General features: G+C 65.4%; 16 protein-coding genes and 1 tRNA gene. 7 read left to right on the forward strand and 10 right to left on the reverse strand.

The window, feature by feature from the left end; all coding sequences use genetic code 11:
• From C4S73_RS11800 to C4S73_RS11830, 7 genes are all read right to left on the reverse strand, one after another.
• The gene (locus C4S73_RS11800) at positions 1–1,230 is read right to left on the reverse strand and encodes an ABC transporter substrate-binding protein (protein WP_103872691.1); all 1,230 of its coding nucleotides are present in this window, start codon (positions 1,228–1,230) and stop codon (positions 1–3) included.
• A 344-nt stretch (positions 1,231–1,574) separates the two neighbouring features.
• Positions 1,575–2,282, reverse strand: coding sequence for a GntR family transcriptional regulator (locus C4S73_RS11805; RefSeq protein WP_103872692.1), 708 nt, complete (start codon positions 2,280–2,282; stop codon positions 1,575–1,577).
• Positions 2,275–2,763 (reverse strand): VOC family protein, encoded by a 489-nt coding sequence (locus C4S73_RS11810; protein WP_160115748.1) that lies wholly within the window; start codon positions 2,761–2,763, stop codon positions 2,275–2,277. The genes C4S73_RS11805 and C4S73_RS11810 overlap by 8 nt, the downstream gene beginning before the upstream one ends.
• 2 nt (positions 2,764–2,765) lie before the next feature.
• Positions 2,766–3,911, reverse strand: coding sequence for a mandelate racemase/muconate lactonizing enzyme family protein (locus tag C4S73_RS11815; protein ID WP_103872694.1), 1,146 nt, complete (start codon positions 3,909–3,911; stop codon positions 2,766–2,768).
• Positions 3,908–4,735, reverse strand: a complete 828-nt coding sequence (locus C4S73_RS11820; protein WP_103872695.1) for an SDR family NAD(P)-dependent oxidoreductase — start codon at positions 4,733–4,735, stop codon at positions 3,908–3,910. Before C4S73_RS11820 ends, C4S73_RS11815 begins: the two co-directional genes overlap by 4 nt.
• Complete coding sequence (locus tag C4S73_RS11825; protein WP_103872696.1) at positions 4,732–5,826, reverse strand: glycerol dehydrogenase; 1,095 nt, start codon at positions 5,824–5,826, stop codon at positions 4,732–4,734. The genes C4S73_RS11820 and C4S73_RS11825 overlap by 4 nt, the downstream gene beginning before the upstream one ends.
• A gap of 29 nt (positions 5,827–5,855) precedes the next feature.
• On the reverse strand, positions 5,856–6,692 hold the full coding sequence (locus C4S73_RS11830; RefSeq protein ID WP_103872697.1) for a shikimate dehydrogenase family protein: 837 nt from the start codon (positions 6,690–6,692) through the stop codon (positions 5,856–5,858).
• Between the two features lie 249 nt (positions 6,693–6,941).
• On the opposite strand from C4S73_RS11830, the gene C4S73_RS11835 reads away from it, so the two are divergent.
• Together C4S73_RS11835 and C4S73_RS11840 are read left to right on the forward strand one after the other, a co-directional pair.
• A complete protein-coding gene (locus C4S73_RS11835) occupies positions 6,942–7,826 on the forward strand; it encodes a transketolase (protein WP_103872698.1) in 885 nt (294 codons plus the stop codon).
• 3 nt (positions 7,827–7,829) lie between these two features.
• Entirely contained in the window at positions 7,830–8,831 is a 1,002-nt protein-coding gene (locus tag C4S73_RS11840) for a transketolase family protein (RefSeq protein WP_103872699.1), read from the forward strand.
• Positions 8,832–9,178: 347 nt separating this feature from the next.
• Here C4S73_RS11840 and C4S73_RS11845 read toward each other — a convergent pair.
• Both C4S73_RS11845 and C4S73_RS11850 read right to left on the reverse strand, forming a co-directional pair.
• Positions 9,179–9,253, reverse strand: a tRNA-Glu gene (locus tag C4S73_RS11845).
• Between the two features lie 145 nt (positions 9,254–9,398).
• Positions 9,399–10,508: an alkene reductase gene (locus C4S73_RS11850; RefSeq protein ID WP_103872700.1), complete on the reverse strand. Its 1,110-nt coding sequence runs from the start codon at positions 10,506–10,508 to the stop codon at positions 9,399–9,401.
• A 180-nt stretch (positions 10,509–10,688) separates the two neighbouring features.
• On the opposite strand from C4S73_RS11850, the gene C4S73_RS11855 reads away from it, so the two are divergent.
• The 4 genes from C4S73_RS11855 (at position 10,689) to C4S73_RS11870 (ending at position 14,635) form a co-directional block, all read left to right on the forward strand.
• Positions 10,689–11,504 carry a ComF family protein gene (locus C4S73_RS11855; RefSeq protein ID WP_103872701.1) on the forward strand — a complete coding sequence of 272 codons (816 nt, stop codon included), beginning with the start codon at positions 10,689–10,691 and terminating at the stop codon, positions 11,502–11,504.
• 43 nt (positions 11,505–11,547) lie between these two features.
• The gene (gene grxC / locus C4S73_RS11860) at positions 11,548–11,805 is read left to right on the forward strand and encodes a glutaredoxin 3 (protein ID WP_103872908.1); all 258 of its coding nucleotides are present in this window, start codon (positions 11,548–11,550) and stop codon (positions 11,803–11,805) included.
• Between the two features lie 149 nt (positions 11,806–11,954).
• Entirely contained in the window at positions 11,955–12,446 is a 492-nt protein-coding gene (locus tag C4S73_RS11865) for a DUF1178 family protein (RefSeq protein WP_103872702.1), read from the forward strand.
• 161 nt (positions 12,447–12,607) lie between these two features.
• Positions 12,608–14,635, forward strand: coding sequence for a protein meaA (locus C4S73_RS11870; protein WP_103872703.1), 2,028 nt, complete (start codon positions 12,608–12,610; stop codon positions 14,633–14,635).
• Between the two features lie 216 nt (positions 14,636–14,851).
• Here C4S73_RS11870 and C4S73_RS11875 read toward each other — a convergent pair whose 3' ends face one another.
• Positions 14,852–15,469, reverse strand: coding sequence for a J domain-containing protein (locus tag C4S73_RS11875; RefSeq protein WP_103872704.1), 618 nt, complete (start codon positions 15,467–15,469; stop codon positions 14,852–14,854).
• A 112-nt stretch (positions 15,470–15,581) separates the two neighbouring features.
• Between C4S73_RS11875 and C4S73_RS11880 the strand changes: the two genes are divergently transcribed.
• Entirely contained in the window at positions 15,582–15,854 is a 273-nt protein-coding gene (locus C4S73_RS11880) for a BolA family protein (RefSeq protein ID WP_103872705.1), read from the forward strand.
• Positions 15,855–15,952: the final 98 nt, after the last annotated feature.

Genomic DNA, 15,952 nt, shown 5'->3' on the forward strand with positions numbered 1-15,952 from the left:
TCAGCGCCGCAGGATACGGCTGAGCGCCTGGGCCTGCGCATCGGCCATGACCTGCTTGGGCGTCTCGCCGCCGATCAGGCAGCGCAGCACGTTCTCGCAGACGACCTGCTGGAAATCGAGCGTCTTGCTCTCCAGCGAGCGCACCAGGAAGGGCTGGCCATTGGGCGTGTTGGCGTCGAAGGCCGTCACCCACGGATACTTCTTGAGCTCTTCCTCGGCGCGCGGGATCTGCGTCGCGACATTGGAGGCCCCGAGCAGGAGCTGGAGTTCGGCCTGCGGCTCGGGCTGCAACATCCACTCGATGAAGGCAGCCGCGGCAGCCTTCTTCTTGGAATTCGCGTTGAACGCCAGCATGGTCAAGGTGATGCCCTGCGCCTTGTTGGGGAAGGGCGAAGGCGCGGCGTCGAACTTGAAGTCGGGCGCCTGGGCCGAGAAGATGCCGCCGACGCCGCCATTGTCGACGTTCATCGCGATCTTGCCCTCCCAGAACATGCGCCGGTAGGTCGCGGCATCCGCACCCTTCGGGATCACGCCGAGATCGTAGACGCGCTTGTACTGGGTGATCGCCTCGATCACTTCGGGGCTGTTCAGCGTGGGCTCGCCATTGCCGCCCCATTGGCCGCCGAAACCGTAGACATAGTTCGACAGGTCGAACCAGAAACCGGCCCGCTCCGGCATCGTCGCGCGATAGGCATAGCCGAATTTGCCCTTGCCGGTCGCTTCCTTGGCGGCTGCGATGAACGCATCGAAGTCCTTCGGCGCGCCGTCCTTCAGCAGGGCCGGGTTGTAGAGCATCGCGTAATTCGCGGTCTCGAAGGCGATGCCGATGCGCTTGCCGTCGACCTTGACGAACTTGTCGGCGGCTTGGAATTTATACTTCGAGAGGTCGAGCAGGTCATCGACCGGGAACAGCCGCCCGGCCGGCACCGCGGCGAAGAAGTCGGTCTGGTCGAAGCGGATCAGGTCGGGCCCGCCGCCACCGCCCATCTGAGTGAAGACGGTGTCCGCAAGCTTGGAGAAGGGGATCGCCACCGGCTCGATGGCATAGCGATCCTGGCTCTTGTTGAACTTGTCGACCCAGGCGCGCGTCTTGTCGCCCCGGCCCGCCTCGGCGAAGAGGCCGGCTGCGAAGGTCAGCGTTTCCTTGGTCTGCGCGAAACTGCGCGTCACGTTCAGCGCGGCGGCGCCCGAGGCAGCCTGCAGCAATGTGCGTCTTGAAATCCCGGTCATGGCGTTCCTCCGAAAAGCCCAGAAGGGCGAAAGCGCCCGGTTTTCCGGGTCGCGGATACATTTCGCGGCGCGATCGGCCGCAGTGTCCTGTCTCTCTTCACGTCGAATGCGCTTGGACCACGAACGAGGCTTCAGCCCGCGACCCGTCATTTCCGGCCTTGGACAAAGGGCCAGTCCTCTTGCTGCAAAGGTCAGGCGAAGCATCTGGTTCGCTTTGATGCCCTCCGGATCATCTCCGGCGCGCGCCGCCTGGCTCTCCTCCGCTGCGAAACTTTTTGAACCCTGCCCCGTCCCCAATGATCATAAACATATCGTGATATTTTACAAGACAGCTCTTTTCGTTATCAGCGACGGGGCGCGGCCAGCCGTTTTTCCTCGTTCTGCTGCTCCAGCGCGTCGATCAGGACATTGCCCCACCGGATATCGTCCTGGATCGCCTGGCGGGCCGCCTTGGCATCGCCGCGACGTAGCGCCTCCAGAATGTCGTGATGCAGGTGCTCCTCGGTCGAAAGCTGGCGCTTGGGGATATGGACGTGGAACAGCCGCAGGAACGGGCCCATCAACACCCAGGCGTTCTCGACGATGCTTTCGAGGATCGGCAATTCGGCGACGCGCAGCAGGGCGAAATGGAAATCGCGGTTGCGCACGCTCGCTTCCGCCGGGTCGGACGCAGCCGCCTTGAGGAAACGGTCATGAATCGCGGTCAGTTCGGCCAGTTGCTTGGCCGTGATTTTCTGGGCCGCGCGCTCCGCCGCCGCGCCTTCCAGCTCGACGCGGATCAGCTGCACCTCGCGCAGCCGGGCGGGATCGAGATGGGGGACGTGCACGGCGGTCGCCGCGCGCATCTCCAGGGCGTGCTCGCTGACGAGGCGGAAGATCGTCTCGCGCACCGGTGTGATCGAGGTACCGAACTGGGCAGCCAGCGCCGCGATGGTGACCCGCTCGCCCGGCTCGAACTGCCCGTCCATCAACGCTCCACGCATCTGGGCGTAGATTCGCGCCGACAGATTATCCTTGCCGACCTGCTTCATCGGCGTTTTCGTCTCAAACATCGCTGATCTCCTCGGGAATCTCGACGAGTTCTATCAGGATGCCGTGGGGGTCACGCATGAACAGGCCGCGCAGTCCCCTCGCGATCCCCTCCGTGATTTCGCTGACCTCGCCTTGCAGCGCGCCACCGGCATCGAGGATGTCCTGACGCAGCTCGGGCAGCCTTGTGACGCGCAGGCAGACATGCGCGGCGCCCGGCTGGTTGGCGGCGGGACGGATCGCCTCGCCCGGTGGCGAGACGAACTGGATGAACTCGATATGCGCGCCATGTCCGAAGAGATGGGCGAGCCGCATATGGGCGCCGGGCACCCCGATGAAGCTGGCGAGCCAGGGCGCTCTGCGCTCGCCGATCGGCTCGGCCCGGAAGCCGAGAACCTGCGTCCAGAAGGCGACCGAACGCTCGATATCGGGCGTAATGAAGCCGGTATGCCCGAAGGTGATCGTGCGGGAAGTGGCCGCGCGCCGGGGAATCGTGTCGGTCATGCTCATGCCCCCACCCGCTCGCTGCGCAACGCGAACGCCGCTGCGCGATCCCAGTCGAAGGCGATCGCCGCGCCGGGCGCATCCGACACCAGCAGGTCGCCATCCTCGATCTGCGCGGCCTCGCTGAGCAACCGGTCCATCGGGTCGGCGCCGACCTCGGGCAGGATCATCTCGACGCAAGCGATCGCGGGGAAGGCGGCCGCGAGCTGGCCGTGCATCGTCGGAAAGACGTGCGGGATGACCTCGCGGTCCATGATCGTCACCAGATGCAGCGCTTCGATTGCGCCGGTGAGCCCGCCGCTGACGGAGGCATCGATGCGCAGGATGCGGGCGGATTCCGCCAGGTCCCGGAAGCCATAACGATCGATCACATCCTCGCCGACGGCGATCGGCACCGGAATCTGCGCCTGCAGATCGGCGACGTTGCGCCATTGCTGCGGCAGGAAAGGGTCCTCAATGAAGACGGCGCCGAGATCCTGCGCCAGCCGGCAAGTCGGCAGCGCGTCGGAGATCGTCTTCCACGACCAGTGCGCATCGATGCCAAAGGCGACATCATCGGGCATCGCACCGCGCACGGCCTTGAGCAACGCCGTATCGGCAACGAGGTCAGTCCCGTTGATCATGACCTTGATGGTCCGGAAGCCTCGCCCTGCCAGATCGGCGCATTGAGTGGCGACCGCATCGGGCGAGGCGCCATACCCGACAACCGGCATCACCGGCACGCGCTTGCGCGCGCCGCCCAGCAACGCCCAGAGCGGCAGATCGCTGCCGCGTCCGAGCGCATCCCACATCGCGATGTCGAGCAGGCTTATGCCACGCATCAGGACGGCGCGCGCCGGCGGCGTCGCCGATTCAGCCGCCTGCCGGGCCGAAGCGCGCATCTGCGGCGAGCGCCCGACGTAATGTGGCGCGACCCGCGTGACCAGATCGAGCAGAGGCATGCCGCGCTCGAAACCCACCGCATGACCCGTGCCGCCATCGGCAAGCCTGACCCGCACCAGCACATAGTCGCGATGCGTCATATGCACCTTGCCGAGCTGGAGCGGGCTCGGAAAGGGAATGCGGCAGTGCATGGCCTCGACCGCAGTCACGGCCGGCATCGCGGCGACGTTTGATGTGGCTTTGTCGAGGGCGGGCTTTTGCGTCATGCCGCGAGCCCCAGATCGGTCACTTCCGGCTGGAACAATGTTGCCGACATGCCGCCATCGACCATCAGCACATGGCCGGAGACAAAGCCCGCGGCGGCCGAGGCCAGGAACACGGCGGGACCAGCCAACTCGTCGGGCGAGGCCCAGCGCGCCAGCGGCGTGCGGTCGACGACCTGCTTATGGAAGCGGCCGTCGGCGAGCGTCGCCTTGTTGATCTCGGTCTCTATATAGCCCGGGCCGATCGCATTGACAGTGATGCCGTGGATGCCGAGTTCGGCGGCAAGCGCCCTGGTTATGCCGACGACGCCGTGCTTGGCGGCGACATAGGAAATCACGCCTGGCCGCGACGAGATGCCCATCAGCGAGGCCGTGTTGATGATGCGGCCATAGCCAGCCTTGCGCATATGCCGCGTCGCCTCGCGAGCGAGCGCATAGAGCGAGGTCAGGTTGATCGCGATGACCTTGTCCCAATCGGACATGTCATGGGTTTCGACCGGCTTGCGGATCAGGATGCCGGCATTGTTCATGAGGATGTCGAGCTTGCCGTGACGCTCGACGATGGCGTCGATAGCCGCTCCGCCAGCCGCATGGTCGGTGACATCGAAGGCCTGCGGCTCGGCATTATAGCCCTGCGAGCGCAAGGTCTCGCAGGCGGCTTCTGCGGTTGCCGGGTTGATGTCGTTGATCACGACGGTCGCGCCCGCCTCGGCAAAGCCGCGTGCGATCGAGAAGCCGATGCCGCGCCCTGCCCCGGTAACGAGTGCGATGCGGCCGTCAAGCGAGAAATCGGCGATGCGTTTGGGCGGCAATGCGAGCGAGCTCATGCGGCGGCATCCTTCTTGGCGGGCGTGGCGGCCTCGACCGACTCGATCGCGGCCACAAGGTCCGCAGCCGAGATCGATCGCGAGAAATGCTTCATATGTGCCGCCTGCGCTGTCAGCTCCGCAATGGTCGCGATCTCGTCAGCCCCACCGGCGAAGCCGAGATCGGCGAGCGACAGCGGCAGGCCGACCTGAGCGAAGAAGTCGCGGATATCGGCGATGAAGGCAGCGTCACGCTTCTCCAGAGCGAGCTGGACGAGCAGGCCATAGGCGACCTGATGGCCGTGAAGCGCAGAGGCCGGGCCGGGCACCGCCGAAAGCCCGCGTGTCATGGCGTGGCAGACCGACAGGCCGCCGCTCTCGAACGCAAGACCGCTCATCAGCACGGTCGCCTCGACCAGTCGCTCCAGCGCCTCGTCGGGCTCTCCACGCTTGACGGCCGCGAGCGCGGCGACCGAGTCGGCGCGCACGGTGTCGTAGCAGGCATGGGCGAGCGCCAGCGCGGTACGCGGCGAGCGTCCGCCGAACACGTTGTTACCTTTCACGCCGACGCATTGCTCGACCTCGAAGCGCTTGACGATGGCATCGCCGATACCTGCAGAAAGCAGGGCCGCGGGCGCCTTGGCGATGACTGAGGTGTCGACCAGCACGAGATCGGGGTTTCCCGCGAGCTTCTCGACACCGGTCAGCTTATGGTTCTCGTCATAGACCACGATGATGTGGCTGGTCGGGGAATCGTTGGAGGCCACCGTCGGCACGGTCGCGAGCTTCGCCTTGATCTTGCCGCTCAGGAACTTGCCGGCATCGATCGTCTTGCCGCCGCCTGCCGCGATCACGACCTCGGGTGGGTTGGCGCCACACAGGCCGGCCATTCGCTCGACCTCCGCATGGGTGATCTCGCCGCCGAAGGTGATCTCGCTCAGGCCGACGCCGGCAGCCGCGCAGCTCTCCCTGACGCGTGGGCCCACCAGGGCAAGCACATGGCTGTCCGCAACCAGCGCCGCCGTCTTGCCGAGACGCGCGATCTCCTCGCCGAGCCGCGCAAGCGCGTCGGGTCCCTGCAGATAGCGCCGTGGTGAGCCGAAGATGATCATGGGTCGAGGTCTCGTTTGCTGTGAATGGATCAGGCGAGGCGAAGCGCCGGACGCTGCGTCTCGGTCGCAGCAGCCGCGTCGCCTATGAGGAAATCGATGAAGAGATCGATCTGGGCGGCGACCATGTGCACGCCCTGATGGATCTGCGCACCACGCGCCTGCGCACCGATCAGCAGCGGCGTCATCGCAGGCTTCATGACGATATCGGCGACCATGCTGCCGCGCGCGATCGTGGCGATATCGACGGGGCTCGCCGGATCGCCATCGAGCCCCACAGACGTGCCGTTGACGATGAGATCGAAACCGGTCGCATCGGCGGGCCCGGTCGCGATGCGGGCCGATGGATTGAGCTCGCGCAGGCGGCCGACGAGTGCCTCGGCCCGCGCCGCGTTGCGGTTGGCAATGACGAGTTCGGCGACCCCTGCCTCGATAAGCGCCTGGGCGAGCGCAGTCGAAGCTCCTCCCGCCCCCAGCAGCAGCGTGCGCCGCCCCCGGGGATCATAGCCGTGCTGGCGCAGGCCGGCGACGAAGCCGAGCCCGTCATAGAGCCGTCCGGTCAGACGACCATCGGCATCGCGGCGCACGACATTGGCAACGGTGAGTTCCGCCGCCACGCCTTCGAGCGCATCGCAATGGGCGGCGGCCGTCTCCTTGTGGGGGATCGTGACGATGGCGCCGGCGATGCTGCTCGCATTCCGCAGCGCTGCCCAGGTCGTGGCAAGATCGGCGGGCGCGACCTCCCAGGGCACGAGCACGGCGTTGATACGGCGCTCGCGGCAGCGGGCATTGAACAGCGCGGGTGTCTGCAAATGGGCCGACGGATACGCCAGATGAACGATGACGCGGGTGCGCCCGTCGATATCCATGTTCCGCCTCCCTGAGTTCGCGGCAGCTTCGCCGAGTGCCTTGCAGCCTTGTTATCATATATCATGCATGATATGAGACTGCCGTCAACCGGCGACGGATGATGCGACGGGAACAGTCCGGCACGGACCCTCCAAGCGCTCATTCTTCACGAAGAAAAGCCCGGCGCCCGCCGTTTCGCCTAAATGGCGGCGGTTGGCGCGGGGCTGGCTCGCCGGGGCGAAACGAGGATTGTTGAGGAAACGTCCAGCATGTCAGCCATCACCGCCACACAGAGACCGGCCGGCAATGATTACGCGCCGTCAGCGGCCGAAATCGCCCGCCTCCGCGAGAAGGCGCGCTTTGTCCGCCTGGAGACGATCCGCCTGATCGAGATCGCCAAGGTCGGTCATTACTCGTCGGTCTTCTCGGCCGCCGAAATCTTCTCGGCGCTGTATTACGACGTCATGGAATTGAAAGCCGGCGAGCCGACCTGGCCCGATCGCGACCGCTTCCTGATGGGCAAGGGCCACGCCGCCGTCGGCCTGTTCCCGATCCTGGCCGATCTCGGCTACATCCGGAAAGACGTGCTCGACGGCTACACCCGCCTCGGCAATCCGCTCGGCGACCACCCCGACATGCGCAAGGTGCCCGGCATCGACTTCTCCTCGGGCTCGATCGGTCATGCGCTTTCGGCAGGTGCCGGCATGGCCTGGGGCGGCCACGCCTCGCACCGCGACTTCAACGTTTTCGTCATGCTCGGCGATGGCGAGATGCAGGAGGGCCAGGTCTGGGAGGCCGCGCTCTTCGGCGCCCATCACAAGCTCTCAAAACTGATCGCAATCGTCGACCGCAACGGCTTCCAGCTGGACGGCGCTGTCGACGACGTCATCGGCGTCGAGCCGCTCGACGCGAAATGGCGTGCCTTCGGCTGGGAAACCCATGTCGTCGACGGCCACAACCTCGCGGAGCTGACTGCGTTGCTGCGCCGGCTGAAGGCAGATGAAACCCGCACGACACCCGCCTGCATCATCGCCAAAACCCTCAAGGGCAAGGGCGTCTCCTACATGGAAACCGAGCCGGGCTGGCATCTCGGCTATCTCGCGCCCGAGGATGCGCAACGCGCCGTCGCTGAAATCATGAGCCGGGAGATCTGACCCGTGAACGCACCGCTTTTCCCCAACGGTCCGCAATCCGCCAATTCCTGGCAGTATCGCGCGCTGAACTCGGCCAATCCCGGGCTGAACTTCCTGTCCGACGCGCTGCTGGAACTGGTCGCGGAGGGCCATCCCGTGCTCGCAGGCTCCGCCGACCTGCAATATTCCAACGGCCTCAACAAATTCGCCGCGCAGCATCCCGAACGCTACATCCAGTTCGGCATCTCCGAGCAGAACATGGTCACGGCCGCCGCCGGCCTCGCCACGACCGGGCATATGCCGTTCGTCGCGACCTTCGCCTCCTTCCTCGGACTGCTCTGCTGTGAGCAGATCCGCATGGACATCGCCTATTGCGCCCAGCCTGTGCGCCTGATCGGCCACCACACCGGCATCTCGCTGGGCTTCTACGGCACTTCGCATCACGCCACCGAGGACATCGCGACGATGCGCGCCATCGCCGACCTCACCGTGATCTCCCCAGCAGACGGCCCGCAGCTTGCCGCCGCGATCAAGGCGTCCGCCAGCTGGCCGGAGCCGATCTATTTCCGCATCGGGCGCGGGCGCGAGCCCGACGTCTACGCACCCGGCACGCCCTTCGTCATCGGCAAGGCGATCGAACACATGCAGGGCGACGAACTCACCATCATCGCCTGTGGCCTGCCGGTGCATCCCGCGCTCGAGGCGGCCCGCAAGCTCAATGCGGAGGGCCGCTCGGTTGGCGTCATCGACATGGCAACAGTGAAGCCGCTCGACCGCGAGGCCGTGCTGCGCGCAGCCGGCCGCAGCAAGATCCTGATGACGGCCGAGGAACATAACGTGCTCGGCGGCCTTGGCTCGGCGGTCGCCGAAGTGCTGGCCGACGAGGGCTGCGGCATCAAGCTGGTCCGTCACGGCATCCATGACGAGTACAGCCTGATCGCGCCACCGACCCATCTCTACGCGCATTACAAGCTCGATGCGGTCGGGATGGAAGAGGTGGCGCGCGCAGCCCTGGCGCGGATCTGAAGAGACGAAGCTGAGCGACGGCGGGGGCAGATGGAGATCCTGAGCCCCGCCGTCAATGTCAGCTGTGAGCGATATTCATGCGGGGCCTGCACCGAGAGGCCGGACTGCGAAGCGCCTGCTCTTGAGGCGGAAGCCCGGACGAACACGTCTCGGAATGCGTTGCGGCTCGAGACCGAGCCCCGCCCAACACAGTGCCTCGGGAACCGCACATGGCAGTGTCCACGCGCACCGGTGCGGTGGCGAAGGAGCCTGTCGGACATAACCTGGATTTTACGGGAACGGCCGCAAGCGAAACGAAGCGGCGGACCTTTTGTGGGCAAGCTCGAGTGCCTGCTGGCCTAAGTCCGTGGCGCTCCCATGGGGAATCGAACCCCAGTTTTCGCCGTGAGAGGGCGACGTCCTAACCGCTAGACGATGGGAGCAACGCGGCAAGGGCGTCTGTGTAATCGGACGATCGCCTCGCCGCAACTGCTTTTTCCGCAGTCGCACAAGATAATCGGCGAGAGATCGAAATCTCCCGCCGTGAATCGCTCATGAACAGTCACGACCGAGGCCGGAATTGGCCGCTCAGGCGGCCTTTTCGGCCAGAGCGGGATAGTCGGTATAGCCCTTGGCATCGCCGCCATAGAACGTCTCGACGATCGGCGTGTTGAGCGGCGCATCCCTCTCCAGCCGCTCGACGAGGTCGGGATTGGCGATAAAAAGCCGCCCGAAGGCGATGGCGTCGGCGCGGCCGGCCTCAATGGTCTCGATCGCGAGTTCGCGGTCGAAGCCGTTATTGGCGATGTAAGCGCCCTTGAAGGCCTTGCGCAGCGCGTCATAGTCGAAGGGCAGGAAGTCGCGCGCCTCGCGCGTCGCACCCTCGACAACATGGATGAAGGCGATGCCGGCCTGGCTCAACCGGCTGGCGAGATGCTCGAACAACGCCTGGGGATCGGAGTCGCGCGCATCATTGGCCGGGCTCACCGGGGAGATGCGGATGCCGACGCGGCCCTTCGAGAAAACCTTGGACACCGCCTCGACCACCTCCAGGGCGAAGCGCACGCGATTCTCGATCGAGCCGCCATAGGTGTCCGTCCGCTTGTTGGAATCGTCGCGCAGGAACTGGTCGATCAGATAGCCATGGGCGCCGTGCAGCTCGACCCCGTCAAAGCCGGCCGCCTTGGCGTTCTCGGCCGCCGCGACGAACTCGCCGATGACGGCCGGAATTTCGTCGATGCCGAGTTCGCGCGGCGTCGAGACATCGGCGAAGCCGGATTCGATATAGGTTTTGGTCTTGGCGGGGATCGGCGAGGGGCTGACGGGCGGCAGATTGCCGGGCTGCAGGGAGACATGGCTGACGCGCCCGACATGCCAGAGCTGCGCGACGATCTTGCCACCCTTGGCATGCACCGCATCGGTCACAGCCTTCCAGCCGGCGATCTGCTGCTGGCTGTACATGCCGGGTGTCCAGACATAGCCCTGGCCCTGCTGCGACACTTGCGTCCCTTCGGAGATGATCAGGCCCGCGCCGGCGCGCTGGCTGTAATATTCGACATTCAGCGGATTGGGCGCGTCATTGCCGCGCGTCGCACGATTGCGCGTCAGCGGCGCCATGACGACACGGTTGCGGATCGCAATGTCGCCGATCTTGAACGGGGTAAAAAGCGCGGGAACGGATTCGATAGGCTGGCTCATCGGAATTGTCCTTCGGATCGCATGGCCTGATGGTAGATGGATGGCAGTGCTGGCTTTGCAGGCTCGCCTCGCCGCGCCGGTCGGGGGAGTAGATAGGCGCGGGCAGGGCGCCATGGCAGGGGGGCGGATGCGCGCTTGCATCAACAAGGTCGAATATTCCCGCAAAAGCACCGAGGACAGATGATACCTGTCGAGCAAGACGGACCTCCGGAGCATAAATTCCCTTTTCGCGCCCTGCCCTTCCGCGCCGCCCGCTGGAGTGCCGCGGCGCTGCGCAGCGGTCTGCGCGGTGTGATCGGCATCGTCTATCCGCCCAGCTGCATCGCCTGCCAGGCCGCCACGGGAGAGGCTCAGGCACTCTGCGCGACCTGCTGGGGCGATATCGGCTTCATCGAGCGGCCCTATTGCGAGAGACTGGGAACGCCCTTCGCAGTCGACCTGGGCGCCGGCCTCCTCTCCCCCGCGGCCATCGCCGATCCGCCGGTGTTCACGCGGGCGCGGGCGGTATGCCGCTTCGACGGCACCGCGCGCGAACTCGTGCACCGGCTGAAATATGGCGACCGGGTCGAGCTGGGACTGACGCTGGGCCGGATGATGGCACAGGCCGGGCGTGAATTGCTTGGTGATGCCGATCTGATTGTGCCGGTGCCCCTGCATCGTACGCGGCTATGGAGCCGCCGTTTCAACCAGGCCGCCGTCCTGGCGAGGGTCGTGTCCAACGTCAGCGGCGTCGCGCTGTCGCCGCTCGCTTTGGCGCGCGTCAAACGCACACGTCAGCAGGTCGGGCTGACGCGGCCCCAGCGCGCCGACAATCTACAGGGCGCGTTCAAGGTCCCGGCCGGCGCGAAGCCGCAGATCGAAGGCCGTCGCATCCTGCTGATCGACGATGTGCTGACGACGGGCTCGACCGCCAACGCCGCCGCACGCGCGCTGCTGCGGGCCGGAGCACGCGATGTTGATATGCTCACCTTCGCCCGGGTCGTGACGGATGCATGACGAGTGACTACATAGGTTTCAGCGCAATCACATGGACGCCCCGATGCCTCCCGTCACGATCTACACCACCTCCTGGTGCCCTTATTGCACCGCCGCCAAGGCGCTGCTGACGAAAAAGGGCATCGCCTTCGACGAAATCGGTGTCGACGGCAAGCCGGAACTGCGCCAGGCGATGACCGCTAGAGCGGGCGGCCGGACATCGGTTCCGCAGATTTTCATCGGCGACCACCATGTCGGCGGCTCGGATGATCTTCATGCGCTCGAGGCGCGGGGCGAACTCGACACGCTTCTGGCGGCCTGAGGCCATCGGAACGCGTTCGCCAGTGCCAAAGCATCGGCAGGACGTCTCGGCATGCCCAGAGGGCGCAGCGCCGCGATACAGGACTTGTAGAGACCGGGCATGTGCTTATCTCCCGGAGTCGCGGCCTGTCGCCGCCCGGTTGAAGTGAGATGATCCGATACACCCTGATCTGCGACAACACGCACGACTTCGAAAGCTGGTTTTCGACCTCAGCCAGCTTCGAGGAACAGGCCGCGCGCGGTCTCGTGTCCTGCCCGGTCTGCGGCAGCGTCAAGGTCGAGCGTGCGATCATGGCGCCCAATGTCGCCCGTACCGATCGCGAGCGCCGGATCGCAGCCCCTGCCGCGCCCCCGGCGGCATCGGGGGACACGGCGGTAGCGGCGGGAGCGTCCGCGCCCGTCGCCCTGATCGGTGAGAAGGAGATCGCCTTCCGCGAGATGCTCAGCGCCCTGCACAAGCATGTCACCGAAAATGCCGAGCATGTCGGCCCGCGCTTTGCCGAAGAGGCGCTGAAGATCCATCATGGCGAGAGCGACGGTCGCGCCATCTATGGCGAGGCGACGCAGGAAGACGCCCGCATGCTGCATGAGGAAGGCGTCGAGTTCATGCCGCTGCCGCGCCTGCCGGGTGCGCGCAACTAGGGCTGCGGCGGACCGCAAGTTTGCATTTCGGTCGCTGACGTCGCGACATCGTCACACAACGACGCCCCTAGCCTAACGTCTCGTTCGACCTTTCGGCCGCTCTGGCGTTATTCTCGCCGCAGTGCAACATTGAGATTGCTTTGCGAAGAGGGTGGAACGGCATGAATGCGATCAACCCCGCCGGCGACACGTCCACGTCCCGCGAGAAGGCGGCGCCGCGCGACAAGCCCATTCCTCGCGATAAGCCCTGGATCTTCCGCACCTATGCGGGACATTCCGATGCATCGGAATCCAACAAGCTCTATCGCAACAACCTCGCCAAGGGGCAGACGGGCCTCTCGGTCGCCTTCGATCTGCCGACGCAGACCGGCTACGACCCCGACCATGTCCTGTCGCGTGGCGAGGTCGGCAAGGTCGGTGTCCCCGTCAGCCATCTCGGCGATATGCGGGCCCTCTTCGCCGACATTCCGCTCGCCCAGATGAACACCTCGATGACGATCAACGCGACGGCGGCCTGGCTGCTCTCGCTCTACATCGCGGTGGCCGACGAGCAGGGCGCACCGCGCCATCTCCTGCAGGGCACGACGCAGAACGATCTCGTCAAAGAATACCTCTCGCGCGGAACCTACGTGTTCCCGCCCCGCCCCTCGATGGCGCTGACCACCGATATCGTCGTGTTCACGGCTCGCGAACTGCCGAAATGGAACCCGACAAATGTCTGCTCCTACCATCTGCAGGAAGCTGGCGCCTCGCCGGTGCAGGAACTCTCCTTCGCGCTTGCCACCGCCATAGCCCTGCTCGATTCGATCCGCGCCCGGCCCGAGGTCAGCGCCGAGGAGTTTCCCGATGTCGTCGGGCGCATCTCCTTCTTCGTCAATGCCGGCATGCGCTTCGTCACCGAACTCTGCAAGATGCGGGCTTTCGTCGAGCTCTGGGACGAGATCACCCTGGGCAGATATGGCGTCGCCGACGATGCCATGCGCCGGTTCCGCTATGGCGTGCAGGTCAATTCGCTGGGGCTGACAGAGCCGCAGCCCGAGAACAATGTCTACCGCATCCTGATCGAGATGCTGGCGGTGACGCTGTCGAAGAAGGCGCGCGCGCGGGCCGTTCAGCTCCCCGCCTGGAACGAGGCGCTCGGTCTTCCCCGCCCCTTCGACCAGCAATGGTCGCTGCGCATGCAGCAGGTGCTGGCCTATGAGACCGACCTGCTCGAATTCGGCGATATATTCGACGGCTCGACCGTGATCGACGCCAAGGTCGCCGACCTCAAGGCTGCGGCTCTCGAAGAACTCGCCAAGATCGACGACATGGGCGGCGCGCTGGCCGCGATCGAGACCGGCTACATGAAGCAGGCACTGGTCGAGAACGGCGCGCGCCGCATCGAAGCGATCGAACGCGGCGAGCAGATCGTCATCGGCGTCAACAAATTCACCAACACGGAGCCCTCCCCGCTCTCGGCCGGCGAAGGCAATGTCGTCACCGTCCCGGATTCCGTCGAGTTGGAGGCAATCGGCCGGCTCAAGACCTGGCGCTCGGCCCGCGACGGCAAATCGGCCGAAGCCGCGCTGGCTGAACTGGCGTCGGCCGCCAAGGAGGCGCGCAATGTGATGCCGGCCTCGATCGCCTGCGCCAAGGCGGGCGTCACCACCGGCGAATGGGCGCAGACCCTGCGCGAGATTTTTGGCGAGTACCGTGCTCCCACCGGGGTCGATACGACGAAGCTCGGCGACGATGCCGGCCTTGCGACCGTCAAGGCTGCCGTCGCCCGCGCCACCGAAAAGCTCGGCCGCCCGCCACGCTTCCTCGTCGGCAAGCCCGGACTGGACGGCCATTCCAATGGCGCCGAACAGATCGCCGTCAGGGCGCGCGACGCCGGCATGGCGGTGAGCTATGGCGGCATCCGCCAGACGCCCGACGAGATCGTGACGCAGGCGCAGGAGACGAAGGCCGACATCATCGGCCTCTCGATCCTGTCAGGCTCTCATCTGCCACTGGTCCGAGACGTCACCGCGCGGCTGCGGGTCGCCGGCATGAATATTCCCGTGGTCGTTGGCGGCATCATTCCGCCCGATGATGAGAACGCGCTGCGCAATATGGGCGTGGCGGCGGTCTATACGCCCAAGGATTTCGCGCTGGACGGCATCATCGCCGATGTCGCGGGGCTCGCGGCCAAGGGGCGGGACTAGCCGTCATTCTCCGTGCCCATTTCCGTCATGGTCGGGCTTGTCCCGACCATCCACGTCTTCGTTGATCGAATGCGGTGTTCAAGACGTGGATGCTCGCCACAAGGGCGAGCATGACGGCGATAATCTCAGACCATGCTACTGTCTTGAGTTCCGTGAGCACCGGAAGCGCAGGCGGGCGCGTCAGGCGGCCGCCCCAGTAGAATTCGCGCCCTCGGCTCAGACCATACCCACCATCTTGAGCTGCTGATACGCCTTCAGGATCTCCTGCAGCGTGCCTTCGCGCGAGCGGTCGCCGCCATTGGCGTCGGGGTGGAAGCGCTTCACCAGCTCCTTGTAGCGCGCCTTGATCGCAGCGGAATCGGCGGTGAAGTCGAGATTGAGAGTTTCCAGCGCCTTGCGCGCGACGACACCGACGCGCGGCTCCGGATTGGCCGCTTCCTGGGTCCGGCGCGAACCGAAGATGTTGAAGGCGTCCTGCACGTCGGGAGCCTCGCCGCCGCCCGCCACGCGTCCGCGCTGCGCCATGCGCGCCGCCTTGGAATTGACGCCGAGCTTCCAGGTCGGGCGATGGCCGATCGCGGCATCCTTGGCGTATTCCGCCAGCGCCTCGTCGTTCATGCCCGCAAAATAATTGTAGGTCGCGTTGTAGGCCTTCACATGCTCCATGCAGAATAGGAAGAACTTGCCTTCGCGGCCGCGGCCCTGCGGCGCGCGGAATTCGCCCGGCCGCTTGCAGCCGGGATGGTCGCATGGCGTGGCATGCGTCTCCTCGACCGCTTCCGGTCCGGAAGGGCCAATTCTGATACGGTCGAATAGGCGTGAGTTGAAGTTCATCGTCGAATGGTTATGAGACGCAAGGGTTGAACCGGCAAGTGCGACGCAGCGCGCAATCGCCGGAATGACAAAAGTTCATCGCACCAGAGATCATCGGAACAGTGTCGCGATCATGACCGCAATGGCTGAACGGATCACCAAGAAACTGGAAGAGGCCTTATCGCCACAGCGCCTCGCCGTGATCGACGAGTCGCACCAGCATCAGGGCCATGGCGGCTGGCGCGAAGGCGGCGAAACTCATTTCAGGGTCGATATCGTGTCTGAGGCCTTCGTCGGCAAGAGCCGGCTGGAACGTCACCGGCTCGTCAACGCCGCCCTGGTGCAGGAATTGGCCGACCGGGTGCACGCGCTGGCGATCGTCGCGCGTACACCGAACGAGGCCTGAGCGCCCGTTTGAAAGTTCCTATAGCCCTCATCCTGAGGAGCCATTTCGTCAGGAATGGCGTCTCGAAGGATGTTCCAGATGGTTCGGGAGCCTCCTGA

Source organism: Allobosea lathyri, assembly GCF_900108245.1.
GTDB classification, from domain to species: domain Bacteria; phylum Pseudomonadota; class Alphaproteobacteria; order Rhizobiales; family Beijerinckiaceae; genus Allobosea; species Allobosea lathyri.

Excerpts from the sequence above, each read along its gene's own strand:
- C4S73_RS11850 (WP_103872700.1), bottom strand. The coding sequence starts at position 10,508 with ATGAGCCAGCCTATCGAATCCGTTCCCGCGCTTTTTACCCCGTTCAAG.
- C4S73_RS11805 (WP_103872692.1), bottom strand. The coding sequence starts at position 2,282 with ATGTTTGAGACGAAAACGCCGATGAAGCAGGTCGGCAAGGATAATCTG.
- grxC (WP_103872908.1), top strand. The coding sequence starts at position 11,548 with ATGCCTCCCGTCACGATCTACACCACCTCCTGGTGCCCTTATTGCACC.
- C4S73_RS11880 (WP_103872705.1), top strand. The coding sequence starts at position 15,582 with ATGACCGCAATGGCTGAACGGATCACCAAGAAACTGGAAGAGGCCTTA.
- C4S73_RS11865 (WP_103872702.1), top strand. The coding sequence starts at position 11,955 with ATGATCCGATACACCCTGATCTGCGACAACACGCACGACTTCGAAAGC.
- C4S73_RS11820 (WP_103872695.1), bottom strand. The coding sequence starts at position 4,735 with ATGAGCTCGCTCGCATTGCCGCCCAAACGCATCGCCGATTTCTCGCTT.
- C4S73_RS11810 (WP_160115748.1), bottom strand. The coding sequence starts at position 2,763 with ATGACCGACACGATTCCCCGGCGCGCGGCCACTTCCCGCACGATCACC.
- C4S73_RS11800 (WP_103872691.1), bottom strand. The coding sequence starts at position 1,230 with ATGACCGGGATTTCAAGACGCACATTGCTGCAGGCTGCCTCGGGCGCC.
- C4S73_RS11825 (WP_103872696.1), bottom strand. The coding sequence starts at position 5,826 with ATGATCATCTTCGGCTCACCACGGCGCTATCTGCAGGGACCCGACGCG.
- C4S73_RS11870 (WP_103872703.1), top strand. The coding sequence starts at position 12,608 with ATGAATGCGATCAACCCCGCCGGCGACACGTCCACGTCCCGCGAGAAG.
- C4S73_RS11830 (WP_103872697.1), bottom strand. The coding sequence starts at position 6,692 with ATGGATATCGACGGGCGCACCCGCGTCATCGTTCATCTGGCGTATCCG.
- C4S73_RS11835 (WP_103872698.1), top strand. The coding sequence starts at position 6,942 with ATGTCAGCCATCACCGCCACACAGAGACCGGCCGGCAATGATTACGCG.
- C4S73_RS11875 (WP_103872704.1), bottom strand. The coding sequence starts at position 15,469 with ATGAACTTCAACTCACGCCTATTCGACCGTATCAGAATTGGCCCTTCC.
- C4S73_RS11815 (WP_103872694.1), bottom strand. The coding sequence starts at position 3,911 with ATGACGCAAAAGCCCGCCCTCGACAAAGCCACATCAAACGTCGCCGCG.
- C4S73_RS11855 (WP_103872701.1), top strand. The coding sequence starts at position 10,689 with ATGATACCTGTCGAGCAAGACGGACCTCCGGAGCATAAATTCCCTTTT.